The following is a 24615-nucleotide window of genomic DNA, read 5'->3' on the forward strand; positions in this document are numbered from 1 at the left end:
GCTTTTGGATTTGCGTAGTGGCAATGGTGATCGGCATCGTCTGGTACGCCTTGCTGTCCGGTCGCGCGGGCATGCAGAAGGAGTATCGGGACGAAGCGCAAGGGCTCGCTGATCTGCTGCGCTACGCGCGGCCGATCGAGCCAGGCATCATGCTCGGAAAGGGTGGAGAACTCATCGCCGGATTCTTCTACCGCGGCACAGACACGGAGTCAGCCAGCAATGGCGAGCTGGAGGCGATAGCAGCGCGCCTCAATGACGCGCTGCGGCGCTTGGGATCGGGCTGGATGGTCCATATCGACGCAAACCGTGCATGGGCGATTGGGTATCCGGAGCAGGGCGATTTCCCCATGCCGGTTGCCAAGCTGATGGACGAAGAGCGCGCGGCCCAGTACAACCAGGAAGGCGCACACTTCGAAAGTGGGTACGCGATGATCTTCTCGTATCTGCCGCCGATCCAGTTGCAAAGTCAGGCGACGGCTCTGATGTTCGAGAAGAGTGAGGATCTGCGCAGGAGCAAGGTGTCGATCCAGGACCAGCTGCTGGGGAGATACAAAGATACGCTCTCGGAACTGCAAGCGCAGCTTGGGACGATATTCGAGGGCATCACGCGAATGGGTGAGCAGACCGTCGAGAGCGCGGCTGATGGCTCGATGGTTACGATTGATCATCTGGCGAGCTACATTCATTACTGCGTGACCGGCTTGAATCAGCATATCCTGAAGCCCGCTGCCGGCGTCTTCTACGACTCGATTCTCGGCAGTCAGGATTTCACAGGCGGCAATCATCCTCGGGTGGGCAACAAGCATCTTCGTTGCCTCGCAATTGAGGGATTCCCCTCGGCAAGCTATCCGGGGATGCTGACTGCGCTCAATTCACTGCCAGTCGCCTATCGTTGGAATACGCGCTTCATCTTCATGGACCCCGAAGAGGGCAAGGGCGTGCTGAATCGCCTTCGCAAGAAGTGGCGTCAAAAGGTGCGAGGGATTAAGGACCAGGCGGCAAACACCAGCACTGGCGCGATCGACCACGATGCGCTGGAAATGGAGCACGATGCGCAGACGGCGATGAGCGAGGCTGGCTCGGGTCTGGTTCGGTATGGGCATTACACCAGCGTCGTGGTCTTGATGGACGAAGACCTTGGGCGGCTGAAACAGAGCGTCGAAGACTGCGCCACGCTTATCCGTAACCTGGGCTTTCCCGTCCGGATTGAAGAACTCAATGCGGTGGAGGCGTATCTTGGATCATTGCCGGGGCATGGTTACGAGAACGTGCGCCGTCCGATCCTGCATTCGCTGAATCTTGCGCATCTGATTCCCACGACCGCGACATGGCCCGGCCTCGCGAAAAATCCATGTCCGTTCTTTCCTCCGAATAGTCCACCGTTGCTGATGGCGAAGACGACGGGCAATGCACCTTTCCGGTTCAACATGCACGTGGACGATGTCGGGCACACCTTGATGATGGGACCGACAGGTGCGGGTAAATCGACACACCTCGAGCTGATCGAAGCCGCGTTCATGCGCTACCCGAACGCGCGTGTGCGCAAGTTCGAAAAGGGCTACTCGTCGTTTGTGTTGTGTAATGCGCTGCGAGGCTCTTACTACGACATTGGCGGTGAACATAGCGCCGAAATCAACTTCTGCCCGCTGGGCTCTGTCGATCGGCCGTCTGAGCGCGCGTGGGCTGAGGACTACATCGAAACGTTGCTGAAGTTTCAAGGTATGGCTGTGCTGGCGCCGCATCGGTCGATGATCAGAGCGACCCTCGAACTGCTGGGCAAGGCCGCACCGGATCGCCGGACGATGACGGACTTTGTGCAGAAGATCAACGACAACGACATGCGTGCTGCGTTGGAGCCGTACACGCTGAAGGGTGGTAATGCGATGCTCGATGCGAAGAGCGACGACGTGCGTCTCGGGCGCTTCGTGGTGTTCGAGATGGAGCATTTGATGGCGATGGGCGACCGCAAGGCGGTGCCTGTCCTGCTGTATCTGTTCCGTTGTGTCGAAAGAGGCTTGGATGGTTCGCCGACACTGCTGGTGCTTGATGAGGCCTGGCTGATGCTGAGTCACCCGCTGTTTCAAGAGAAGATCCGGGAATGGCTAAAGGTATTGCGGAAAGCGAATTGCGCCGTGCTCTTTGCTACGCAGTCCGTTTCTGACGTTGGAAAAAGCGCAATCAGGGACGTGCTCTATGAAAGCTGCCCGACGAAGATCCTGCTCGCGAACCCGGAAATCCGCGGGAACGAAGGTTCAGCCGAACAGTACCGTGCTATTGGGCTCAACGAGCGACAGATTGACATCGTCGGTCGCATGTCCAAAAAGCTGGACTACTACTATATGTCCCCCCTTGGCAGGAGAAAGTATCAGCTCGGGCTGGGACCGGTATGCCTCGCGTTCGTTGGCGCGTCGGGCAAGGATGATGTTGCAATCGCCCGACAGATGATTCAGCGCTACGGCGATCGCTGGACTGTGGAGTGGTTGAGACATTGCAATTTGAACAAGGACTGGGGGAAAGGCAAGCTTACGGACTGGATCGCGCACCACGAGCGCCGGCTCGAAGCGGTTCAGCAAGCTGCATAAAGGTGATATTTTGATATCTTTTATCCGTTTCATTGTGCTATAATAAAGTCACAGTGAAAAAAGAAGGAGTAGATCATGACCGTGTTCATCCTGTTGCTTGTGCTGGCAACCCCGGTGGTGGCGCTGTTGGGCCAGGTGCTGGGTTTCGCTATCGCGTTGCCTGTGGTCGGTCTGTTCCTTCTCCTGAAAGCCTTGCTGCGGAAGGTGTTTCACCGAATCGTGAGCGCTCTCCATCACTCGCACGCCTAGAGGTTCCTATGCGCCGTCTCGCTGTTGTCGTTGCCCTGGCTTTGAGTTGTGTCGTTGCTGATGTGAATGCGCAGCTTTCGACCCACTCGAACATCGCCGTTCAAAACGTTCAGGTGATCTGTCAGGGGACGCAACCCATTGCTTCAGTAACACTGCCCATCATGTCGGGCGACGTTGGCCGACCGGGGTTGCTGTATATCGGCATGCACGATCCGTCGATGTCCAGCGCGGCATTCTTCGTCAACGGGGCGTGGATGGCCTACCAAGGGGGGCTGTTTCCCGTGAACTCGCTGGTATCGGGGCTGAGCAACACGCAGTTGTTCGTCCCTTTGCCTCCGCAGTTGGCCGGTGGCGGCTGGAAACTGTATGTGGGCTATGGTGCCCTGTCGGCAGCGGCTGAGAACCAGGTGCAGGCTGCAATCAACGCGATCAATGCAGCCAAGGCACTCAACGTCAATGCGGCTGTTGGCGCCGTCGATCCCAATCACTATCGCCGCACGCTCATGCAGTCAGACATGACGCAGGCGGGCAAGTATGGCTACGTCAACACGGGCGTGGAAGACAATCCCTATGTATGCCAGCCCGAACTCGGGGGCGGAGGACATTGATGAAACTAATCGGCCAATCTCTCTTTGTCGGCGCCATGTTGGCGTCGATCGCAGTCAACGCGAATGCCGGCGCTGTCGCGGGTGCGACCGAACCGACGCAGATTCTGAATAACATTCAGTTGACCGCGTCCTATGCGCAGCAGGCTCAGCAGACGGTTACGCAGATCAATCAGTACGAGACGATGCTGCGCAACCTGATGAACGCGACGCCGAGCGAGTTGTTGGGGCAGGCCGCGGGCGTTCTCTGGAACGACAACAACATGACACAGGTGTTCAAGAACCTGAGTACGATCGTCCAGGGCGGGCAGAAGATTGCCTACACGCTGCAGAACACTGACCAGCTCTTTCACAACATCCATCCGGGCTATGGATCGGCCTTCGACTTCCAGAATGGATATCGCAACTGGTCCGACAACACTCTGAATTCGGTGCAGAACGCGCTTACGCTTATGAATGCGCATGCGTCGAACTTCTCTAACGAGCAATCAATGGTGAAGGAGCTTCAGACGCGCTCGCAGTCCGCACAGGGGCAGATGCAAGTTCTTCAGGCGGGCAACGACATCGGTGTTGCTATGATTGGGCAGATGCAGGAGCTTCGCCAGCTGCAAGCCGCGCAGATTCAGCAGCAGGGCGCGTATATCGCGGGCCAGCAGGACGAGGCAAATGCCAAACATACGGGCGCAGAGCGTGTGTTCGGGAATGTGAAGAGCAATAGCGTTCTCCCCCTGAATCCAGCTGCGCAGTAACCAATCAGACTTCATAGGAAACAGAGATGCGCGCTTTCGTGATTGCTTTCGTAGTAGTGGCCCTGTTCGGTTGCTCCAAGGAGAATTCGGCAACGGGTCAAACGTCGGGTAATGAGGCGTCCTCGCCGCGGGCTGCTTCGCTGACTCATCAGCAGGCACTCGACAAGGTCTATGGAAATATCCATAGCAACAGCATTAAGGAAAGCAAGTGAATTCTCGAACGCCATCTCTCATGCTGCTGGTGCCGCCTCGATGGATCGATGCGCGCAGGCTGATCCGCGTCTGCGCGATTATCGGCGTAGTGTTGGCCCTCGCGAGCATGTCGCTATCTGCTTTTGCTCAGTCGAGCAATACGTTTACGTTCATGGGCAGCGTTACAAACAAGTTTCAGCCACTTCAGCATTCGTGGTACACGGCGATTGTCGGTTATGCGCAGCGATTGTTTTGGGCGCTTGCTGCCGTTGACTTCGGATGGACGACGATCACTTACGTCCTGGACAAGAACGATCTAGCGGACATGCTTGGCAGTTTGGTCCGCAAGATGATGACACTCTGCTTCTTCTTTGCGTTGTTGAAGTTTTCGAATCAGTGGATACCGATGATCATTGATTCCTTTACGCAGATTGGGCAGGCTGCGGGAGGGTCAGCGTCATCGACAACTCCTGACGGCATTGTGGGGAAAGGATATGACCTCGCATTGGGCGCATTTCAGGCGATTCATGACCTCGGAGCGCTTGACGCTATAGCGGTTGTGATACCGGTTGGCGCTCTCGCGATCTTGATCTTTCTCGCGTTCCTTTTCGTCGCGGCGCAGCTGCTTGTGACGCAGATCGAGTCGTTCATCTGTATCGGAGCCGGGGTGATTCTGCTTGGCTTCGGTGGCTCCCGATGGACTACGGACATGGCCTCCAAGTACATGCAGTACGCCGTGGCGACCGGTCTGAAATTGATGGTTCTTTACCTTATCGTTGGCGCGGGGCAAGCGCTCTTCGGCGGTCTTACGATCGATCCTAACAACCTTATCAATAGTTGTCTCACGAACGCTGGAAGCGCACTGATTTACACCTACCTCGCGATACAGATCCCTGCGATCGCGAGCGCCATGATGTCGGGTTCGCCCTCGATGACGGCGGGCGGCATGATGGGTGCAGCCATCACGGCTGGCGCGGCGATGGCAGGCGCGGGTGCGGCGGCTGCGGCGGGCGGGATGAGTGCTGCGAAGGGTGCAGGCGGTGCAGCTGCTGGAGCAACCGGTCTCGCGAAGGCATTGAGCGCGGGCGTGAACTCTGGGCTGGACCTCGGTAAGAGCGGGACAGCGTTGGCTTCGCACGCGCTAGGTGAAATGGGTGCTCACGGTCTTGGGATGGCCAAGGGTGCGATTGGTGATGCGGTCGGTGGCGCAAAGACAAACTTTGCACAGGCCGTCGATCAATCGACGGGCGGAAAGATCGCATCAAGTATCGAATCGACGCGCGGGGGGAGTGTTGCCGGCGTTCCTGCTCCGCAACCGGCTGCGGGTGGTCCAGCTGGTGCGCCGCTGGGTGGTGCAGATGCGTCGAACGCTTCTCAGGGCGTGAGCGGTGGCGCAAGTGGCTCCGGTGCCGAAGCGGTACAGAGCGGTGGGCAACCTGTTTCGCCAGAATCGGGAGCTTCGCCGGTTAGTGGTGGCTCGCCGGCAGATGCGGCGCAAAGCTCGCCGAATGTGCCCGCGCCTTCAGGATCGTCGCCATCGTCTGCGCAGCCTGCATCGTCTGCATCGTCTGCGCCGTCGGCGCCATCGGCACCGAGCGGCGGTGCTACGCCATCCGCTGGAACGTCCAGCGCTCCCGCGTCAGCTTCGCCCAGCAATGCGGGCAGTGCGTCGTCGTCCGGTTCGAGCAATGCTGCAAGCGCTCCTGCGCCGCAGTCAGCTTCCTCGGGAGCCTCGGCTGCGAATACCGGAGCGGATACTGGAAGTGGTTCATCGGTGGGCTCACCGGCTGCGTCGCCGACAACCTCGGCAAGTCCTTCGGCTGGCTCCGGTGGGGATGCTTCGACGGCGTCACTTTCCGGCAACGGTCAATCGGGGAACCCTTCGACGCCTTCGCGTCCTGATCCGTTGCATAAGCGTATCCAGGATCTTCAAGGATATGTACCGCAAGACAGCGCGCATGCAGCAAGCGTCAATATCGACCTGAAGCACTCGCAAGACTAATATAGTTAAATCAATCGGAGCGACTGACAGTGTTTAAACGCAAAAAGCGCGTGGAAGACGACGGCGCACTCACACCTGCCGACTCCACGAAAGCGCAGAAATCCGGGAAGAGCGAAAAGCCTTCGTCGCCGTTCCTGCGTGATCAAAACGGCGAACAGGACGACCGTTATATGAATCTTGCGGTCGCGAGGCACAACGACCGTGTCGAGAAGCGGATTCTCTATGCGATTCTCGCGATGTCCGTGGGATTCAATGGGTATTACCAGATGACGAGCAAGTTTGTACCGTTCGTCGTCGCGGTAGATAAGATCGGCTACCAGATATCGGTTGGTCCTGCCGACAGGGTGAATGCGGTCGACAGCAAGCGCGTCATTCGTGAGCAAATGATCGACTGGGTGGAGTACTCGCGACTGATCATCGGTGATCAGGCTGCGGGCAAGCGTTTCCAGAGATGGGTCTATGCGCGAGTACAGGAAGGTTCGGCGGCGAAGAAAGCGCTGGACCGCTTCTACGACGAGCGCAAGCCTTTCCAGACAGCAGCCGATCATACGGTCGATACCCATGTCACGCTTTGCCTGCCAGTATCCGACAACACCTTCCAGATGGAATGGAATGAGACGCTGCATGCACCGAATGGTGACGTAATTGGAACGGAACGTTGGAAGGGTATTTTCACGTACAAGATTGTTCCGCTCGATACCGCAGCTGGTATTGCAGTGAATGGCCCCGGCTTTTTCATCACTGATTTCAGCTGGTCGAAGGTGCTGGGTTGAGCGGCATGTACAAAGCCAATAGGGAGTTTTCGGGAATGAAAAAGTGGGTGACATTGCTCGCATTCGTTGCGCTCAGTGCGAACGCGGTCGCGGGGCAACGATTTCTGACGTTGGAAGACGCCGCCGTGGCGCAGGCGAAAAAGTGGCAGCAAACGGGCCAGGCAAAGCCCATCATTTCCGACGATGGACGGATCATGTATCCGTTCGGCCAGTACCTTCCCAAGCTGACATGCACGCTCATGCGGGTCTGCGATATTCAGCTTGAACCGGGCGAGCTCGTGACGGGAAAGCCGGTGGCAGGGGATACCGCGCGCTGGATGATGAGCAAGCAGGTTTCTGGAACGGGTGATAAGGCGATTACGCATGTGATTGTCAAACCGACCGATGTCAATATTCAGACTAATTTAATTATTACAACCGATCGCCGCACCTATCAGATCGAGCTGTATTCGAGTCCCAATGAAAAGGACTATCTGAACATGATCGGCTTCTACTATCCGGAAGACATGACTTCGGAATGGGACGAATCGGCGAAGCTCAAAGCGCGTGAACAGAAGGCGCACGATCAGCTGGTGGCAGCTGAACTGCCGGCTGGCGCTGCGGATCGGCTCGACTTCGATTATTCGATTGACGGTGGCTCTGACGCGGCGTTCAAGCCCCTTCGCGTTTATAACGACGGTCTGAAGACTTACATCCAGTTGCCGGACGGCGTCCCAATGGCAGAGGCGCCCGTGCTGCTCCTGATCGACAAGGACAACAAGCCGGCGATCGTGAACTGGCGCCCGAAGACCCCGACGCTGTACGAGGTCGACAAGCTCTTTGACAAGGCAATGCTTGTGGTCGGGACCGATGGCAACGAACAGAAGATCACGATCACGTGGAACAAGCACAATCGTAGCTTCTGGTCGCGTGTGGGAGGGAACTAACGATGGCGAGTTCGTTCGATTCTCCGGACACCGTTCAATTGAAGGGTAAGAGTACCGGTATCACGCGGCTTTCGAGAAAGGCAAAAGCGCTCGTGCTACTCGCCATCACGGCGATTGTCGGGTTCATTCTCTTCTCGATCATGACGATGGATAGCGGCGACAAGCCTACCTCTGCCGCTGACGAGCCGGACACGACGGCAGAAAAAAAGGCTGCGCCGACAGTGGAACCTGCGACGCCCAATCTCCGTGGCATCGGGGACGGACAGGTTGGTGTAGTCGCGGCGTCTGATGCTGCTGGATTGGGTGGTCCCTCGGTTGCCGTGGGGGCGAGCGGTGCTGGGGGCGTGGGTGGTGTCGGTGTACCGCCCGTTGACGGGCTCGCATCCTCACCGAATTCTGCGCATGCCCCATTGCGCAGCACGCCTGCTGGTGGGCAGACTCCAGCAGTACAGCTTTCCAACCAGCACAATGTTGGTCCCCAGGGCGAGCAATATCAGACGCCGGAAGAGGCTGCGGCGGCAAGGGCAAAGCAGGAACTTGTGGACAAGCGCAACAAGGCGATTGGTGCTGGAATGGAAATGGGCGGTGGGGACGGCGGGTTGGCATCGCTCGGCGGCATGGGTGCCACGGCCGTACCGGCGATCGGCGCGAATAACCAGCTGAATTCCGCTCTAGCTGCTGCGGCGCAGGCCGCGCAAGCCGCACAGGCAGCTGGCGCGGGCAATCCAGTCGCGGCTTACGGACAGCCACAGGACGATCAGAACAAACAGGTACGCAAGGAATCCTTTCTGAAATCGAGCCAGGCCAGTCAGGACAACACCGTTCTGAAGGAACTTGTGCAACCGGCACTGTCAGCTTACCAACTGATGGGCGGCAGCATCATTCCGGCCGCGCTGGAGTGCGGCCTTAACTCCGATCTGCCAGGGCAGACCTGCGCACGGGTGATCGAGAACGTATATGACTCGGCGACTGGACGCTACTTGCTGATTCCGCAAGGCACGAAGATCCTCGGTACATACGATAGTCAGGTCGCCTACGGGCAGGAGAGGATTCTCGTGGTGTGGAACCGGCTGATTTTCCCGGACGGGAGCAGTATCAGTATTCAGGGCATGCCGGGTGAGGACAAGGCCGGGAACGCGGGCTTTGATGCGGACGTGAACAACCACTATGCGAAGGTGTTTGGTAGCGCGCTGCTCATGGCGGCATTTTCGGCGGGCATCTCTTTGTCTCAGAAGCAGAGCACTAACGCGTATGGGACGCTCAGCAACTCGCAAACCGTCACGCAAGCGGTGGGGCAGCAGCTGGGCCAGACCGGTGAGGCGTACATTACGAAGGGGATGAATATCCAGCCGACCCTTACGCGCGCACCAGGCTACCGGTTCAACATTGTGGCGACGAAGGACATCGTATTCCCGAGCGCCTATGTGCCGAATCCGACTCGCGCAGCGCAGTGACTTAAAATAATGAAATGAAGGGCCGCAAATGATGCGGCCCTTTTTTGCACTTCCAACGTCAGAAGAAAGTGACGTGGCGCACAGTGAACGCTTGCGTCCTCGTTCAATATTGTGGACAGCGGCCCCCGCTATGAGACTGCTAACTACGGGCGTGTAATTTTTTGATTTGTCAAACCGCCCGGTTGTCACATAAGATAGTCATATATCATTCCTTAGAATTTCTGATACGCTTAATGCAGGACTTTTCCCCTATGACTACGAAGAAGAGCACGATCGCAAGGCCGTCACGGGCCAAAAGTGCCGCGCGGCCTGCGACCGCAGTAAAGCGGGTGCCGAAGAAGCAGCCGCCGAAGGTCAAGGCGGCATCGTCTCGGCAGGGCGTCACGAAAGCTCCAGCAGCACCCAAGCGCGCGAGTTCCAGCAAGGGAGTCGCGCAGGATCAGGAATTGGTAGCGGCTGACACGCGTCCTCGGAGTACGCGCGGTGGGCGCATTGGCAGGCCAAAGACCCGCTTCGAAAATCTTCAAGCGGTGCCTACCCGCTGTCCGTCGCACATCTACACGTATCTGCGAGGGATCACGCCGTTCTTGTATCCGTCGCTGACGGCGATGTTCGAGGACATGATTACCCGGTTCCTGAAAGAGCAACCGTGGGAGCACGGGTTGCATTGGCGCAAGCCCAAGACTGCAATGACCTACGCGAAGGGCATGGCCGGCGCGACCGGCTGGTCGCAAGTCAACATACAGTTGCCGCTTGAACTGAAGGAGCGGGTGACGAACGTAGCGTCGGTGTGCGGCGTGTCCAACGCATGCCTTTGTTACACCGCTATTTTCTGGTGGGTCCAGTACATCTACCCGCCCGCGAAGATGGTGGGTTCAAGTTCAGCCACTAGCGCGTGACAAAAAAGATTGGAAAAGCGCGCGCTGAACATTGTGAAAATCTTCCCCGTCGTTCGAGGGTTTCGAGCAAAGTTTGCGCGATCGTGAGCCACCAAGTGGCGCGATTCACCCAAAGATTGGAGGCTCCCGTTCTAATCTTTATTGTCACGAGTCAGCCCCGCAATCGGCGTGAAAGTCTCGAAACGCTCGTGCTCGGGGCGCGGCTTCCTACGTCAGAAAAGCCGCCTCGCGTGGTCTTTTTGGAAGTTGGTTAATATAAATAATTCAGTGCTTGCGCGTGAATTGATAGCTTGATATCATCATAGCAAGCTATAGAGGGGTAGAAATGACCGATGCAAAAGAGCAGAAACAGCCAGTTCTGATCAGGCTCCCTCTCCCGATTCAGGACTGGTTGTTTTCCCAAGCGGTCGAGGTGGCTTCAGAGCAACGAAAGCGAATGTCGGTGCCGTCGCTCATTGTCGCGATGCTGTCGGACGAGACAGATACGGATATCACTGCCATTGATGATGCGTCGCCCGTGGAGGGCAGCGTTGAAAAGAAGTCCGTCTTGGTCCGGCTTCCGATGTCAGTATATGACCGCCTGTTTTCAGAGTCGGTGGAGCTGGCTCGATCGCGTCGCGTGCGAATCTCCGTGCCGTCGCTCGTTGTTGAAAAGCTGAGTCGCTTGCACCGGCAAGCACAAGGAAAACAACCAGAGGCCAGTTCGTAACGTCGAGCTGGCTGAACTACATCGGGTAGAGCCAACATGCCGAAGTTGATCGTGGTAACGAACCAGAAGGGCGGCGTCGGCAAGACGACGCTCGCGGTTCACCTCGCGTATGCCGCTGCTGAGACTGGCGGGCAGGTGCTTGTGGTTGATTTTTGCGGGCAGGGGAATGCCTCACAATTTCTGACGCGGGATCTGCGAATCAACAAGAGGCGCGGTGGCGCCGAAATGCTGTTCTCGGACGGCGTCGATCTGCCGTACACCGATACGCCGATGGACAACGTAAAGGTGCTTCATGGGCATCTGTACCTTGAAGAGCTGGACACACAGAAAGAGGACTTGCTGAAAGTCGCGATCAAGATTCGGGCCAAGGTGCGGTCCTTGCCGTTCGACTATGTGATTTTTGACACTCCACCGGCCCTTGGGCCTCGCATCGCCAGTCCGCTGCTGTGGTCGGATACGGCGCTGTTGACCGTGCAGCCGTTGCTGTCCTCGATAACCGGCCTGGATGACACATTTGATACGATCCGGGCCGTCCAGAGGGTCAACAAGGCGCTGAATGTGCAGATGGTGGTCAACCTGTTCACGAAGTCGTCCAAGACGCAGCGCGAGTTTCGCGAGGCGCTTCAGCAAAAATTCGGACGTTCCATCGTTGAGGAATTCTCGTTGCGCACGCCTGTGTCAGACGCTCTCCAAAACTTCCGACCGGTTTGGAGCCACGCTCGCGACAAGAAGCTTGGCCGGCACTGGAAAGATTTCGCCAACCGTATTTTGGATGTGACTGTTTAAGGATTTGAACTAATGGGCACGCTCGATTTTTTAAACAGCATTGACGCGCCGACCGCGCAGGTCATCAGTATCGACATTGATATGGTTGAGCCTGACGCGAAGCAGCCGCGCACGAAGTTCCGCCCGGTCGACGGCGTGATTGAACAGTCAGTGCAGACGGCTCTCGAAGAGCTGGCCGACGACATTTCTGCAATCGGCCTCACGCAGCCGATCATCGTCCGCGAAGTGGGCGATGGCCGTTACTGCATCATCGCTGGAGAGCGCCGTTGGCGCGCGTTTCGACTCAACCGTGATCGTGGCCTTCCCGACTCGCAGGAAATTCCTGCGATCGTTCGACAGGACCTTACGGCGGCGAAACTGCGACTCGTGCAGTTGTCTGAAAACCTCCAGCGTGACGACCTGACTGATCTGGAGACGGCGCTCTTCTTGAGGGACACGCTCGAAGAGTATCCGGACCTTCAAAAGCAGGAACTGGCCAAGGTGATGAACAAGAGCAGCCAGTACATTTCTCGCGTGCTCGCGCTGCTCGACCCGAAGTGGTCCGATGTCGTGGACTCGGGCATGATTACTTACGCTTCCTTGCTTGAGCAGTTCCGCCCGTTGCCGCCTGAGGTTCAGGAGCAGCTGAAGACGAAGGCGCGGGAAGAAGGCCGCGCGCTAACGTCGGGCGACATCAGGGCGGCAAAGAGCGCGGCCGGCAAGGGAGGGGCGAAAGGACCTCCGCAGCCGACCGGGCCGGTCACGGTCGATCCTGCTTTGGCGCAGAAGGTGCAGGAGTTGATCAATCAACAGGCGCCGGAAGGCGAGAGCTATCGGCCAAGTGCAGCGGCGAAAGCAGGACCCGCGCCGCGCGATCGGATCAAGGACACGGGCGGGGAACCCGTCATCCCCGCGGGGACGGGCGTACTCAGCGGCGTGGCCCAGCAGAAGCGGGAAGCCCGTCTTACGCTTCAGCAGATTGAGATGATGCTGCACCACGGCGCCGTAGCGGACAAAACCCATACCGTCGCTCTTTCGCTGCCCGTCGAAGAAATGAAGCAATCGATCGTGGCGATGGGCGGCACGTTGCCTGAAGACGACAGCCAGCTTGCGACGGTGCTGGCTTCAACGATCAACAAACTCGCTTAACTTGGTCGACGGACGGGCTCAGGCCCGTCTTTTTTATTCGCAAAGTAATTTAAAAAAAGGATTAAACCTTGCGTATCAGATGGGGCGCTAACGTCGTCAACGGGGCAGAGGTTGGATGGGAACCGGGCCGCGTTGCGAACCCTCACATCGGGGTGTTCGCCGACAGCGGTATGGGTAAGACCACCATGCTGCGTCGGATCGTGGCCGCGATGAAAGAGAGCGGTCATCCGCGCGTGCGCTTTCACGTGTTCGACGGCCACGGCGATGTCGATATTCCCGATGCGTCATCTGTCACGTTTCACGAATCGTCCGATTTCGGCTTCAATCCGCTGGAGCTGAGTGCTGATCCTGAGTTCGGCGGCGTCCGAAAGCGAATCCAGTCGCTCATCATGGCGATAAACCGGACATCGGTCAGGCTGGGACCGCGCCAGGAGCGCGCGTTGACGCGGCTGCTCGTAGCTTTGTACCGTCGCGAAGGGTTCGTGATGGAGGACCATACGACGTGGGCCGCGGACCCCGCGAACGGGAAGCGCTATCCGACGTTGCTCGATGCAATCGAGTATGGAAGGGAGCGGATCAAGGTGGTGGCTACCGGGTCCAATCAGCGTGCGGTGAATGCGTTACAGGACGTGTTTCGCGCGGCAAAGCAGAAGCGCATCAAGGAAGAGGCGCTGTCGCGTCCGGGCGCTGACGATGAAGCGTTGGCGAAGCTCGAGCGCGAGTTGCAGTCTGCACGAGAGAAGGCGATCGATGCCTTCACCGAAGCGGTGATGACCGCGCATACCGGAGATGAGTTCGAGGACGCACTCGACGCAGAAGGGCAGAAGGAAACGCTTGAGTCGGTGATCGACCGTCTTGAAAATCTGTACCAGATCGGTATCTACCGCAGTACACCGCCACCGCTTGATACCCGCAACAGGGTCTGGCGTTACATCATCAAGTCACTGAGCCGCGACGAGAAGAAGCTGTTCACGCTCACCAGGCTGGAAACTATTTTTACGCGTGCCGTCCAGCGTGGCATTACCGATGAGATTCTGGACGTGATCGTGCTCGATGAGGCTCATTGGTATTCGGATAGCTCTGAAGACTATGTGATCAACCGCATGGTGCGGGAAGGGCGGAAGTTCGGAATTAGTATGGTCTTTGCCTCTCAAGCTCCCTCAGATTTTGCCGATATCCTCATTGGTAATCTTGGCACAAAACTGTTATTGGGGCTCGATCATACCAATAATGCCTACGTGGTCCGAAAACTGGGTGTAAGCGAGGCTTCACTCAAGTCCATCATTCCGCATCGTCGGGTTCTCGTTCAAATGAAGGGAATTGGCGAACTGGCAACAGGGGCGACCTTGGTCAGTCTGTAGGTGCGACCAGATACGGAACACTATATTTATGCCAATTGAATGTTACAAAATGTTTTGTTCGTAACATAATGCGTCGTTTGTTCAGGTGGTGAATCGGTTGCTGTGTGGGGCAACGTCGCTCGCTTCCAACGTCAGAAGGGAGCAAGCGGCCAAGTATAGAGTAGTCGCGTTTCGGTAAATAGCGATTGCTCTTTACTTACTGCAAAGTTCGCGTATCATGTCACTCAATAAGAAGGTGACGTGTGGATAGACCAGTTCTGCTCATTGGGGGTTGTATGTTTAAGGAATCGTCGTCGTCGTCGTTTTCGGTACTTGGGTCGCGGGTCTTCGCCGAGGAAGGTGGCTATGTGCCTCCCGCCGAGCGCGTGGTGGCTCCGGAAGTTTTGGCGAAGGTCTTTGCGGACGGCCCTTTGCCGTTTCCGACGAACGCAGACGGTTCGGTTGAGCTTGCGACCTATATGCAGTGGCTCACCGCGACATGGGACGCAGGCATTGCGGCGTTCGGCGAGATGTCCGAGATTGAGACGCCGCTGGTTGCCCCTGCCACTACGTAAAGAGTTGGTATATAGTTACCGTGTAATCGACAATCACGGGACCGGGTATGACCGAGCAGGATTTCGCGGACCTAGTCCGGGATACGAAGTTAAGCCAGACGAACCGCGATGCGGCTCGCCTGGTGCTTGTGGAGAACATGAAACCGATTGATGCTGCGGCAGCGTCGGGTATCTCCAAGCAACGCCTCAACCAGATTCTTACGGTGGTCCGCACAGCTGAGGAAAGGCGCAACGAGACAGCGCTTCTCGAACAGGTCCGACGCGGCGGCTCCGCTTCCATCTCCGACTCAGTTGCTGTTGTCGAGGCCAGCTATGCGGTCGCCGTCAAGACGGCGCGCGATCAGTATGGCGATGACACGCTTATCCAGACACCGAATCCGAACGGGCGAGCGGTCGGCGAGATAGTGGGCCGCACGGATTTTCACGTCGTGCAGGCGGTTGGTCGGAGTGCCGTCGTTATCCACGATCTTGCCAAGCTCGATCGGGCGCCGGCTGTTGGGCGCAACGTCGCTATCGACTATTCGAAGGGTATGGGCGTCGTCTCGGATAGGACGAAGACGCAGGATCGCGGCGGCGTCACGCGTTAGTCGATTGGCGCGATTTCTCCGGTTGGTCGCACCAGGGCTTTGTCGAGGAACCGGTTTATCTGCATTACACTGATTAAAAGTAATCAGAATTGGAGCCTGCCATGACTGAAACTGTGACTGGAGATGTCGCGCCGCAAGAAACCGGGAAAAACCGTAGCCGTCGATCCGTCGATCCCGACGTAAAGCGGCAGCGTTTGAATCCGCTCGATGGCGATGTGGATGGTGTGTCGATCACGTTTGACGGAAATTCGAGCTACGCGGTTCGCTTCGGCTACAACCCGGATCTCGTCGCACAAATTCGTGCGATTCCGGGAGCGGCGTTCGACGGCAACGATGCCTGGCGGGTGCCGGTGGCGCAGTACGACGCATTGGCCGAAGTGTCTGCGTCAATGCGCAAGGAGTACCTGCTCGATGTCGCGGCACACGATGGCATTGTGTCGCTCGCGCAGCAAGCGGCGCGCGAGCGGCAGGACACGGCTGAAGTGCAGCCGCGTCTGAGCGAATTTCATCCGCGCGACGAAGCGCTGCGGGGTGAAATCATCAGCGTGAACGATCGCTATGCCGCGCAGCTGACCGGAAACGGCAGGCGCGATGGCGTCGCGTTTGTGACGCTGCACCGGCTCGCCGATCTGTCAGAGGCTGTCCTGAAGGGTGACAAGGTTTCCATCACCTATGACGAGAAGGGGCGTGCGAAGGTCGGGCAATTGCTGACGGTGGAAGAAAAGCTCGATGCCTCGCTGGGCAAATCCGTCGACGGCGTGAAGGTGACGCAAGAGGGTGGCCAGTACAGGATCGAGTTCGACTATAACCCTGCGCTCGCTGATCGCATCGCGCGAATCGACGGCGCGGATTTCAAGCGCGACGAAAAGATTTGGGTCACGGACGCAAACCTTAAATCGTTTGTGGCTCGCGCTGTCAACGATATGCGCAAGGAGGTTGTAGCCGATCGCGCCGACCGCGACCAGATGATGGAAGTTGCCGCGGAACTTATCGATTCGCCGAAAACGCATGACGCATTCACTGCGGACGGGAAGGGGTACAGCGGTCGGGTGCTTGCGATCAACGATCGTTACGTGCTGCAACACAGCGGAAAGGACCATGTGACGCTGCACCGTGCGCGTAGCTTCGAAGAACTGCCAGCGGCAGGGCAGAACGCGCGGATTTCTTACAAGCAGGGCAAGGCCCAGGTGAACGAGCAATCGCACGAGCGAGAGCGGAATCAGGGCGTGGCGCGCTGAACGCGTGGGGCGCTGAGCGTCGCAAGTTGGCGCTCAGTGAATTTAATAATTCACGGGAGTCAATCATGGCGAAACGCAACAAAAAAGACGCAGTCTCAGAAGTAGCAAACGACCCTCTGGCTGGGTACTCATATACGGCAGGGAAAGAGCTGAAAACGGCGGGTGGTGAATATTTCATCACAGCCGGCAGCGGCAGTTCGCGCGTCGGCTTCCTGCCTTCGGCCGGGTCACTGGATGGCGCCATTCAGTTCGATTCGGCTGAACAACTGGACGCGCACCTTGCTGGCGTCTCTGAACGGGATCGGAATGCGGTCAAGGCGTTCGTTCGCCAATCTGAAGGGCAGGTTGTGGAGCCTGCGGACAATGCAATCGCACGTGCAACTCGGGCAACCCTTCCCGCAGGATTCGAGGATCGGTTTGCAAAGGTTGATTGGTTTTACGCCTACTCGGACGATTCGACGGTTCGCATGGCCGGTGCCGCACAGGTCCAGGAGGCGTTGAAGGAGCTGGAGGCGCTTGCAGTAACCGACAAGGAATCGGCCAAGGCACTTTGGAGCCAGTACGGCCCGAAGACCATCAGCGCGCCCGAATTCCTCCGCGATGCTGGAAGCGAGTTGTCGACCGGTGTTGCTCCGGTCGTCAGTGGCGAGGCAACGGTGGGGCAGGAAGCTGATGAATCCAAAGACCGCGCGAAGCCGGAAGAAGAGGTTGAAAACTCCATTTCTGCCGCGCCCGGTCGTGCGCCTCGATCGCAAGCGACGGTTCAGGAAGACGCCATTGCGCGCGCCCCACGTCCGGGCCAGTCGTCGCGTGCCAACGCTGCTGAGTCGGATCAACAGAAGGCGGTTCCACAGGTCGAGAAAGAGGGACCGCCGACGCTGCTCAATGGGCGCTTCGTTCGGCGCGATAACGGTGAGTATTTTCGGGTAGCGGACGGAGAAGAAAGCAAGCGCGTAGCCCTTGTTGACGAGAACGAAAAGATCCGCTTTGTTGACAAGCAGATGGATGCATTCCAGGCCGCCATCGAGCTGGCGAAGCACAAGGAGTGGGAAGCGATCCTTGTGACTGGCACTGAAAAATTCCGCGCAGAAGCTTGGCATCACGCTCGCATGGCGGGCCTTGAAGTCGTGGGATATGAGCCGACCGAGAAGGATCTCGCTACGCTGGAAGCGGCACAGAATGCGGGTCGCGGGCCGGCTGCTATGCCGAATGCGCCGAGTACGGCGGTGTCGGTGCAGGCCGTTTCCGACTCGAAAGCTGCGGCGGTCGAGTACGCACTCAAGGCTGGCTCTGTTGTTTTCGACATCAACAAGGCCAATGGCCTGTATACCGGGAAAGTCATACACCAGACGGAGCATCACATCGTGCAGGACATGGGCAAGAAGGCGGCGGTCATCCACGATAAGGCGCACTTCGATGCAGCGGAGCTGAAAAAGGGCATCGATCGGGGCGACAGCCTTCGTATCCAGTATGGCAAGGGGCGGGCGGCGATCGATACCAAGCAGGAGCGCCAACGGAGCCAGGGCGTTTCGCGCTAACGCGACGTGTTTTTTGAAATCTGGAGGTATTTTTAAATGACTGTACCGACGCCTGATGCTGTGACCGAAGAAAGCGGAGTTCCAACGTCAGAAACGACGCCTGACGCCGCTGGAAAGCGCAAGGGGCGTCGATACATCTTCGTCCCCAAAGAAGACGAGTTTCAGCGGAAAGAGGCGCACGGGCTGGGTGCGGTGTATGACGGCAAGAAGTTCGCATGGTTTGTACCGCACGGTGTAGACGACGCGCCTTTCGCACGCTGGTTCAACCCGCCGATGGCGCTTACCGAGGCGGATCTTCGCGAGCAGTTTGCGCAGGCTTGCAGGGAAGCCGGCCTGGTCTATCCGGGCAAGAAGGAAAAGGGTGGATGGACGCAGACAACGGTAACTACCAGCCGGGATCAGAAGGCCCTGAAAGGGGCTTACAAAGTCCAGTTCGGCGACGCTCCGAACGGCTACATCTCCAACTTGGACACGGGATACTCGCAACCGTGGTTTCCGCGAGGCCTGGTTCATTCCAGCGAAGATCGGGAGAAGCACCGGCAACTCCTCGAAGTGAACCGCAGGCAGCGGGAAGATGAAACGGCAGCGGAGCGCGAACGTGCTTCGCAGCGCGCGGCAGCGAAGTGGGCGACATTGCAGACGGCGATTACGCATCCCTACGCCGAGAGGAAGCAGGTTGGAGTGTTCGGCTTGCGGCTCGATGGCGATCGGCTCGTAACGCCGGTAGCTGACGCTGACGGGAAGGTCTGGAGCCTCCAGTACATCGACGCTCGCGGCGGCAAGCTGTACGAGTCGGGCGGGCAAAAAACCGGTAACTTCCATATCCTCGGGGACATTAACGAAGGAAAAACCGTGCTGTTCGGCGAGGGATACGCGACGTGCGCGTCCTTGCATATGGCGACCAGACTTCCTGTGGTCGAAGTATTTGACAGTGGCAACATCGAGCCGGTGCTCGCGCAGCTCGCGCCGCGACTGCAAGGTAAGTCACTCATCGTATGTGGCGATGACGACGTCCTCACGCGCGACAAGATCGTGCGGACAGTCAACCAGATCGCCAATAACGACTACTCCAGACCGAAGCTGCAACTGAAGGGCGGAATTGCGGACGATGAAGTGATCATCGACGGCGTCGCGCGCGCACTGCGCGCGAATCCAGAATGCACCTTGCGGGTGGCCTATGAGCAAAGCCCGGAAGGCGTGCAGCGGGTGGTGGGCGAATTCCTCCACAAGCGTCAGAAGGTTGCTGTGAAGATTGTGAATGTTGGCCGTGAAAAGGCACTTGCTGCCGTAGCGGCGCATGGCGGCATGGCGGTATTTCCCGTGTTTGAGTCGCTCGCCGGCCGGCCTACCGATTTCAACGATCTGCAAGTCAGGGAAGGAATGGCTGTCGTGCGGCGACAAATTGGCATGGCGATGATCGGCAAGTCTCAGGCGATTGCGCCCGAGCGCACGCCGGCAGAGGTTGCGCGGGCAGCGATCGGTGAGGGAGTCGTACTCAATGACGCGAAAGACAATGGCCAATATGTCGGGGCAGTGGTCGGAAACACGACCTCGCATGCGGTCCAGAATGTCGGTCGCAAGACAGCAGTCGCTCACGACCTGGGGAAACTGGACAGGGTGCCGCAAGTGGGTGCCGCGGCGAAAATTGTGTATAGCAACGGTCGGGGCGAAGTCGCGAGCCGAGATGTCGAGCAACTGAAGACCCATGCCCGCACACGCTAGGCACTATGACTTGATATCGTTTTAATGTACTATTGTGATATAGATAAATCACCATAGGGCGTCATTATGCGTGCTGGCCAGAGCAACCGGTCTGTTCACTTCAGCGCATCGATCATCGTTGTGTTCCTGCTGGGACTCGCGTTGTCGTCATGGGCCGCAACGCAATACTTTGCCCATGCCGTGCAATATCAGGACGGGCTTGGGGAGTACGTCTGGCAGGTCGGTTCGACCGTGCGCATCTATCAGCCATTCGCGTGGGTCGATTGGGCGGCGCAATGGATGCGTGCAACCGGCCAGCTGGAAACATACGTGACCCGTATGCTTCTCGTGCTGTGCGGTGGCGCTCTGGCGAGCCTGCTCTTTGGCTTCTATCTGTATTACCGTCGCAGCCTCAAGACTGAGTCGCACGATGATCTCCACGGATCGGCCCGATGGGCGACCGAGCGCGATATCGAGAAGATGGGCTTGATGACGTATGAGCGCTGGGAAGGTCCGCTGTTCCGCCGTAAGCGCGTCCACCGCAAGGCCACAGGGCCTTATCTTGGGGCATTCGACACGAGCGATGGTCGCAAGGTATTGCGCTATAGCGATCCTGCGCACCTTGCCTGCGCTGCGCCGTCACGAAGCGGTAAGGGCGTCGGGCCGGTGCTGACCACACTTCTTTCATATCCCCATAGCACCGCGGTCAACGACATCAAGGGTGAGAACTACGAGCTGTCGAGCGGCTTCCGCCATTCAGCCGGTTCACTGGTTATCCGCTTTGATCCGACTTCCGTTGATCAGAAGAGCATTGATGGTCGATCGCGCTACAACGCGGCGGCCTATTGGAACGTCCTCGATGAAATCCGGACGTTCACGGAGTATGACGTGATGGATGCGCAGAATGTGTCGCAAGCCATCGCGGACCCCAACGGCGAGGGGATGGATGACCACTGGGTCAGCACGTCGTATGAGTTGCTGGTTGGCGTGATCCTGCACGTGAAGTACTACGAGCGGGACAAATCACTCAGCGGCGTTTCGACTTACCTCGCCGACCCGAGCTTTACCGATCCCGAGCAGATGTACACGCGCATGATGAATGCGGAGCACGATCCGGACGGTGTCATGGGCTGGATGGACTCGGAAGGCAATCCGACCAAGACGCACCCGCAAGTGGCAATTGCTGCGCGCGCGATGCTGAACAAGGAAGAGAAGGAGCGCAATAGCGTTCTCTCTACGGCAAAGACCAAGCTGAGCCTGTACACGGAGCCAATCGTTGCACGTAATACATCACGGTCGGACTTCTGCGTGAACGACCTGATGAATCACGAAAAGCCGGTCAGTCTTTACATCGTGGTTCCGCCTTCGGACAAGAATCGCTTGCGCCCGCTTGTCCGACTCTTCATCACGTTTGTGATTCTTCGCCTCACGGCGAGTATGGAGTTTGAAGAGGGGCGCAGCGTCAAGGATTATCGCCATCGATTGCTGATGCTCATTGACGAGCTGGCGTCGCTAAAAAAGCTGGAACAGCTTCAGGACGCTTTGAGCTATATGGCGGGCTATGGCATCACCGCTTTCCTGTTCTTCCAGGACTGGATACAGCTGCGCGAAGCGTATGGCGATAAGGAAACGATCACTGCTGGTTGCCAGCTGCGCATTGCCTATGCGCCCAACACGGTTGACACAGCCGAAGACATTTCGAAGATGACGGGTATCACGACTGTCAAGCGGCAGAACGTTTCCTACAGTGGCACGCGTTTGGGCGCGATGCTCGGCCAGATGAGCGTGTCAGAAGAACTTGTTGAGCGTCCCTTGCTCACAGCCGACGAGGCCAGCCGCCTGCCACGCGACGAGATGCTGGTATTCAACACGGGACATCCGCCGATCCGCGCGAAGAAGCTTCGTTACTTTGAAATGCCAGAGTTCCAGCGGCGCGCTGCGATGGCGAGCCCCAGCCGGGTCTGCATGACGTTCGCTGAAGAGAGGCGCGTTGGCGTCAAATGGTTCATGGTGTCTGTCCAGCGCGTTGAGGGGAGCAAGAATCTCAACGTGACGATCAACACCTATTCGGACTTCCCTGAAGTGTCGCTCGTGATCAAACAGGAACACCTGGAACGCGAGACGGTTCAGGAATTCGAGTACGGGCTATTCGACGGCGCAGGAGGCGCAGTCAACCGGGCACTCACGCTCGATGACCTGAGTTTCGTCGCGAAACCGGTTGGAGATTGCGCAGAGTTTGAACCGACCGAAGCATTCGAGCTGCATTTCATCGTCAAAGACCCGTCCGAGTACAAGCGGTTTTCGCAGGCAGGGTTCTATCGCGACATTTCCGTCTATGAGCGGGAAGCGCGGCGGCAAGTGCGAGAGAGGTTCCACAAGTTCGAGGCGGATGAAGGCAAGCCGACAGAGCCGACGCTGGAGCGTGTCGTAGCGGGCGGCAAGTACTCGGGCAAGGTGTTGCTCGTGACGAAGCACTACATCGCCATTCACAAGCTGCATGATCGCGAGCAGGTTTCACTACATCGCATCGCCAAGCTGGACCGGAGCGCCAAGGTAGGAGAAACGATCACGGTCACCTATACGGGCAAGAAGGGGGCTGTCGCTTGATCAACTTTTGCGAATGGCCCAATGAGCAGGCGTCGCGCGGGGGCGTCAGTGTGCGCGTCCTGCCCGGACACGATCCCGTTCAGATGTCGCGCGAAGGGGCGCTTCACCTGTTTCGGCTCTTGCAGCGCTACAACTGGTGTCTTTCCAACGTTGAGGGATATCGCAGCCGTTGGGCGACCTATTGGCCTGCGATAAAGCCGGTTGAGCGCGCACTGTTGGTGCTCTTCGTGACTGCCAATTGTGGCGGGCAGTTTGGCCGTCGAATGGTGGCTGTCGACGCGCCGGTTGAATTCGAGCGCTTCGAGTACGTGCCTGACGTGGCGCCCTTGAGCGCCAGGATTGCGCGCGAATTTCAGGCAATTCTGACGCTGCACTACGGGAGGCTCGGTGATCGGAAGGACATCTGCGATTGGCTTCATAGCCGGTGTCCAAAGGAGTTTGCGTTGCTCGTGTCGGTGGGCGGTCTTTCGCCGGCGCTAGGTGCCGATGTCATTGATCCAGAGAGCGTGCGGAAATCGTCGCGCGAGAGGTTTATCGAGTGCGGCTGGGATCGAAAAGGCGCGTCTGCGATCGCGACAGCGCTATCGAAGCATCTGTTGTGGTTCTACAAGACGAGGGAGGCAGCGCTATGCTGAAGTCCATCTTTTCACTGTGCGGCGTCGCGTTAGCCCTCGCGGGCGGGAACGCGCACGCTGAAGATCTGGCATCAATGATGCAACGGTGTGCACCAAACGTTCATCCGACGACGCTCAGCGCGATCGTGAAAACGGAATCGAGCGGTCGCATGTACACCCTGTTGGACAATGGGCCGGCGAACCTGCCTTTCTCTGTGCGCAAGACTATGCTTCGCACGATCTATCCCGAATCCGCAACCGAAGCGGCGTCCGTTGCGCGTGATCTGATCGCACGCGGGCATCTGGTCGACATCGGACTGACCCAGCTGAACAATCGCAATCTTGCCGGGTTAGGATTGACTGTTGAGCAGGCGCTCGACCCCTGTACGAACCTGTGGGCGGGCGGCACGATACTCTCGAACTTCTACACGAACGCATCGAAGCAGTATCGCGACCAGCAAAGCGCTTTGTTGGCGGCAATCTCCGCGTACAACACGGGTGATTTCGAGAAAGGATTTAGCAATGGCTATGTCAGCACTGTGATCCGCAACGCGGGCATGCCCGTGCCTGCGCTACTCACGACGGGACCGCGTGTTTCGGTTGGCAGTAGATCGCGCGCGAGCGCAAGCTCGCCACGGCGAAGCGGCTTATTGGACGCAAAATTCTCGGAGTTGGAAGTTGAGTTTCACTGATCGCGCTAATCCGGACTATTCGAGCCCGACGCCATTGCTGTCGGCTCTGAGGCGAGTCGGCAAGAGGCTTCCGATCGTTCAGGACGTTGAAGGGTATTTCACGCCGAACGCGGAGCCGATGACCGGTTGCAGGCTTTTCGGGATGCTGGAAACGCGCGACGCGCGGGTAATGGTCGGATTTGACCGGGCAAAAGTCGCATTGCCCACTGGCCCTGGTCCGCTCAGAGTCAGCGGCAAGATGTGGCTAGGCGAGCGGACAAGCACCGTCACCTTGATGGTGAACTATTACACGGTGATCGAGCCGGTCGTGAAGGAGCCATTGTCTGCTGCATCCGATGCGCTTGCATCGGCTGGGGAGACCTGAATGCGATTTCTCACTGCGGTGGTTTTTCCGTGGTTCACGTTCCTTTCGATCGGCCGCATCAAGCAGGCACGCATTTCTATGGCTCTGCAACTGACCGTTGTTGGTTGGCTGCCAGCCGCAATTTGGGCCTTGCGCACTTCACGACGGCACGTGCACGCTATGACTTACTTGGGCGCGGCCATCGCTGCGGCGCGCGGGCGACAACTGGTTCTTCCAACGGAAAAGGATAGTCGGTAGTCCTTTCACCAGAGTGTTATTCGATTTGGTTATCCGCGTCTCCGCGCGGGAAACGCGCGAAGCGATTG

The 24615-nt window shown here is 58.0% G+C and carries 24 protein-coding genes; all 24 read left to right on the plus strand.

All coding sequences use genetic code 11. From position 1 onward, the window contains the following. Nucleotides 1-23: 23 nt before the first annotated feature. The 24 genes from NH14_RS31015 to NH14_RS34190 all read left to right on the plus strand — a co-directional run bounded on the left by NH14_RS31015 (nt 24) and on the right by NH14_RS34190 (nt 24547). A complete protein-coding gene (locus NH14_RS31015) occupies nt 24-2582 on the plus strand; it encodes a VirB4 family type IV secretion/conjugal transfer ATPase (protein ID WP_237179832.1) in 2559 nt (852 codons plus the stop codon). Nucleotides 2583-2657: 75 nt separating this feature from the next. Further along, nucleotides 2658-2831 carry a hypothetical protein gene (locus NH14_RS31020; protein ID WP_161790899.1) on the plus strand — a complete coding sequence of 58 codons (174 nt, stop codon included), beginning with the start codon at nt 2658-2660 and terminating at the stop codon, nt 2829-2831. 8 nt (nt 2832-2839) lie between these two features. Then, nucleotides 2840-3439, plus strand: coding sequence for a hypothetical protein (locus NH14_RS31025; protein WP_152617345.1), 600 nt, complete (start codon nt 2840-2842; stop codon nt 3437-3439). Continuing rightward, nucleotides 3406-4185: a P-type conjugative transfer protein TrbJ gene (gene trbJ, locus NH14_RS31030; protein WP_084225989.1), complete on the plus strand. Its 780-nt coding sequence runs from the start codon at nt 3406-3408 to the stop codon at nt 4183-4185. Before NH14_RS31025 ends, trbJ begins: the two co-directional genes overlap by 34 nt. 26 nt (nt 4186-4211) lie before the next feature. Then, a complete protein-coding gene (locus NH14_RS31035; RefSeq protein ID WP_035534243.1) occupies nt 4212-4397 on the plus strand; it encodes a hypothetical protein in 186 nt (61 codons plus the stop codon). A gap of 20 nt (nt 4398-4417) precedes the next feature. Then, on the plus strand, nt 4418-6379 hold the full coding sequence (gene trbL, locus NH14_RS31040; protein WP_084225990.1) for a P-type conjugative transfer protein TrbL: 1962 nt from the start codon (nt 4418-4420) through the stop codon (nt 6377-6379). Nucleotides 6380-6408: 29 nt separating this feature from the next. After that, the gene (locus NH14_RS31045; RefSeq protein WP_152617346.1) at nt 6409-7152 is read left to right on the plus strand and encodes a VirB8 family type IV secretion system protein; all 744 of its coding nucleotides are present in this window, start codon (nt 6409-6411) and stop codon (nt 7150-7152) included. A gap of 35 nt (nt 7153-7187) precedes the next feature. Further along, the gene (gene trbG, locus NH14_RS31050) at nt 7188-8078 is read left to right on the plus strand and encodes a P-type conjugative transfer protein TrbG (RefSeq protein ID WP_052148576.1); all 891 of its coding nucleotides are present in this window, start codon (nt 7188-7190) and stop codon (nt 8076-8078) included. 2 nt (nt 8079-8080) lie between these two features. Beyond that, complete coding sequence (locus NH14_RS31055) at nt 8081-9532, plus strand: TraB/TrbI/VirB10 family type IV secretion system protein (protein ID WP_052148577.1); 1452 nt, start codon at nt 8081-8083, stop codon at nt 9530-9532. A 251-nt stretch (nt 9533-9783) separates the two neighbouring features. Further along, entirely contained in the window at nt 9784-10431 is a 648-nt protein-coding gene (locus NH14_RS31060; RefSeq protein WP_035534246.1) for a hypothetical protein, read from the plus strand. 325 nt (nt 10432-10756) lie between these two features. Next, complete coding sequence (locus tag NH14_RS31065; RefSeq protein ID WP_035534247.1) at nt 10757-11140, plus strand: hypothetical protein; 384 nt, start codon at nt 10757-10759, stop codon at nt 11138-11140. 36 nt (nt 11141-11176) lie between these two features. Further along, complete coding sequence (locus NH14_RS31070) at nt 11177-11926, plus strand: ParA family protein (RefSeq protein WP_035534248.1); 750 nt, start codon at nt 11177-11179, stop codon at nt 11924-11926. 12 nt (nt 11927-11938) lie between these two features. After that, a complete protein-coding gene (locus NH14_RS31075; RefSeq protein WP_052148578.1) occupies nt 11939-13054 on the plus strand; it encodes a ParB/RepB/Spo0J family partition protein in 1116 nt (371 codons plus the stop codon). Nucleotides 13055-13122: 68 nt separating this feature from the next. After that, nucleotides 13123-14415 carry an ATP-binding protein gene (locus NH14_RS31080; RefSeq protein WP_035534249.1) on the plus strand — a complete coding sequence of 431 codons (1293 nt, stop codon included), beginning with the start codon at nt 13123-13125 and terminating at the stop codon, nt 14413-14415. Nucleotides 14416-14690: 275 nt separating this feature from the next. Beyond that, the gene (locus tag NH14_RS31085; RefSeq protein ID WP_035534250.1) at nt 14691-14969 is read left to right on the plus strand and encodes a hypothetical protein; all 279 of its coding nucleotides are present in this window, start codon (nt 14691-14693) and stop codon (nt 14967-14969) included. Between the two features lie 47 nt (nt 14970-15016). Then, complete coding sequence (locus NH14_RS31090) at nt 15017-15556, plus strand: KfrB domain-containing protein (RefSeq protein WP_035534251.1); 540 nt, start codon at nt 15017-15019, stop codon at nt 15554-15556. A 101-nt stretch (nt 15557-15657) separates the two neighbouring features. Continuing rightward, complete coding sequence (locus NH14_RS31095) at nt 15658-16794, plus strand: KfrB domain-containing protein (RefSeq protein ID WP_152617348.1); 1137 nt, start codon at nt 15658-15660, stop codon at nt 16792-16794. Nucleotides 16795-16859: 65 nt separating this feature from the next. Beyond that, nucleotides 16860-18332, plus strand: coding sequence for an LPD7 domain-containing protein (locus NH14_RS31100; protein ID WP_035534253.1), 1473 nt, complete (start codon nt 16860-16862; stop codon nt 18330-18332). 36 nt (nt 18333-18368) lie between these two features. Then, complete coding sequence (locus tag NH14_RS31105; RefSeq protein ID WP_052148579.1) at nt 18369-20054, plus strand: KfrB domain-containing protein; 1686 nt, start codon at nt 18369-18371, stop codon at nt 20052-20054. 66 nt (nt 20055-20120) lie between these two features. Further along, complete coding sequence (locus tag NH14_RS31110; RefSeq protein WP_084225992.1) at nt 20121-22640, plus strand: type IV secretory system conjugative DNA transfer family protein; 2520 nt, start codon at nt 20121-20123, stop codon at nt 22638-22640. Beyond that, entirely contained in the window at nt 22637-23275 is a 639-nt protein-coding gene (locus NH14_RS31115) for a hypothetical protein (RefSeq protein ID WP_152617349.1), read from the plus strand. The genes NH14_RS31110 and NH14_RS31115 overlap by 4 nt, the downstream gene beginning before the upstream one ends. After that, entirely contained in the window at nt 23269-23946 is a 678-nt protein-coding gene (locus NH14_RS31120; RefSeq protein ID WP_052148581.1) for a lytic transglycosylase domain-containing protein, read from the plus strand. The genes NH14_RS31115 and NH14_RS31120 overlap by 7 nt, the downstream gene beginning before the upstream one ends. Then, the gene (locus NH14_RS31125) at nt 23933-24310 is read left to right on the plus strand and encodes a hypothetical protein (protein WP_152617350.1); all 378 of its coding nucleotides are present in this window, start codon (nt 23933-23935) and stop codon (nt 24308-24310) included. The genes NH14_RS31120 and NH14_RS31125 overlap by 14 nt, the downstream gene beginning before the upstream one ends. After that, on the plus strand, nt 24311-24547 hold the full coding sequence (locus tag NH14_RS34190; protein ID WP_407947203.1) for a YqaE/Pmp3 family membrane protein: 237 nt from the start codon (nt 24311-24313) through the stop codon (nt 24545-24547). It abuts the gene before it with no gap. Nucleotides 24548-24615: the final 68 nt, after the last annotated feature.

The organism is Paraburkholderia sacchari (genome assembly GCF_000785435.2).
GTDB lineage: Bacteria > Pseudomonadota > Gammaproteobacteria > Burkholderiales > Burkholderiaceae > Paraburkholderia > Paraburkholderia sacchari.

Excerpts from the sequence above, each read along its gene's own strand:
- NH14_RS31020 (WP_161790899.1), top strand. The coding sequence starts at position 2,658 with ATGACCGTGTTCATCCTGTTGCTTGTGCTGGCAACCCCGGTGGTGGCG.
- NH14_RS31075 (WP_052148578.1), top strand. The coding sequence starts at position 11,939 with ATGGGCACGCTCGATTTTTTAAACAGCATTGACGCGCCGACCGCGCAG.
- NH14_RS31095 (WP_152617348.1), top strand. The coding sequence starts at position 15,658 with ATGACTGAAACTGTGACTGGAGATGTCGCGCCGCAAGAAACCGGGAAA.
- NH14_RS34190 (WP_407947203.1), top strand. The coding sequence starts at position 24,311 with ATGCGATTTCTCACTGCGGTGGTTTTTCCGTGGTTCACGTTCCTTTCG.
- NH14_RS31120 (WP_052148581.1), top strand. The coding sequence starts at position 23,269 with ATGCTGAAGTCCATCTTTTCACTGTGCGGCGTCGCGTTAGCCCTCGCG.
- NH14_RS31025 (WP_152617345.1), top strand. The coding sequence starts at position 2,840 with ATGCGCCGTCTCGCTGTTGTCGTTGCCCTGGCTTTGAGTTGTGTCGTT.
- NH14_RS31035 (WP_035534243.1), top strand. The coding sequence starts at position 4,212 with ATGCGCGCTTTCGTGATTGCTTTCGTAGTAGTGGCCCTGTTCGGTTGC.
- NH14_RS31100 (WP_035534253.1), top strand. The coding sequence starts at position 16,860 with ATGGCGAAACGCAACAAAAAAGACGCAGTCTCAGAAGTAGCAAACGAC.
- trbJ (WP_084225989.1), top strand. The coding sequence starts at position 3,406 with ATGCCAGCCCGAACTCGGGGGCGGAGGACATTGATGAAACTAATCGGC.
- trbG (WP_052148576.1), top strand. The coding sequence starts at position 7,188 with ATGAAAAAGTGGGTGACATTGCTCGCATTCGTTGCGCTCAGTGCGAAC.
- NH14_RS31015 (WP_237179832.1), top strand. The coding sequence starts at position 24 with ATGGTGATCGGCATCGTCTGGTACGCCTTGCTGTCCGGTCGCGCGGGC.
- NH14_RS31055 (WP_052148577.1), top strand. The coding sequence starts at position 8,081 with ATGGCGAGTTCGTTCGATTCTCCGGACACCGTTCAATTGAAGGGTAAG.
- NH14_RS31060 (WP_035534246.1), top strand. The coding sequence starts at position 9,784 with ATGACTACGAAGAAGAGCACGATCGCAAGGCCGTCACGGGCCAAAAGT.
- NH14_RS31065 (WP_035534247.1), top strand. The coding sequence starts at position 10,757 with ATGACCGATGCAAAAGAGCAGAAACAGCCAGTTCTGATCAGGCTCCCT.
- trbL (WP_084225990.1), top strand. The coding sequence starts at position 4,418 with ATGCTGCTGGTGCCGCCTCGATGGATCGATGCGCGCAGGCTGATCCGC.
- NH14_RS31085 (WP_035534250.1), top strand. The coding sequence starts at position 14,691 with ATGTTTAAGGAATCGTCGTCGTCGTCGTTTTCGGTACTTGGGTCGCGG.
- NH14_RS31105 (WP_052148579.1), top strand. The coding sequence starts at position 18,369 with ATGACTGTACCGACGCCTGATGCTGTGACCGAAGAAAGCGGAGTTCCA.
- NH14_RS31090 (WP_035534251.1), top strand. The coding sequence starts at position 15,017 with ATGACCGAGCAGGATTTCGCGGACCTAGTCCGGGATACGAAGTTAAGC.
- NH14_RS31110 (WP_084225992.1), top strand. The coding sequence starts at position 20,121 with ATGCGTGCTGGCCAGAGCAACCGGTCTGTTCACTTCAGCGCATCGATC.
- NH14_RS31070 (WP_035534248.1), top strand. The coding sequence starts at position 11,177 with ATGCCGAAGTTGATCGTGGTAACGAACCAGAAGGGCGGCGTCGGCAAG.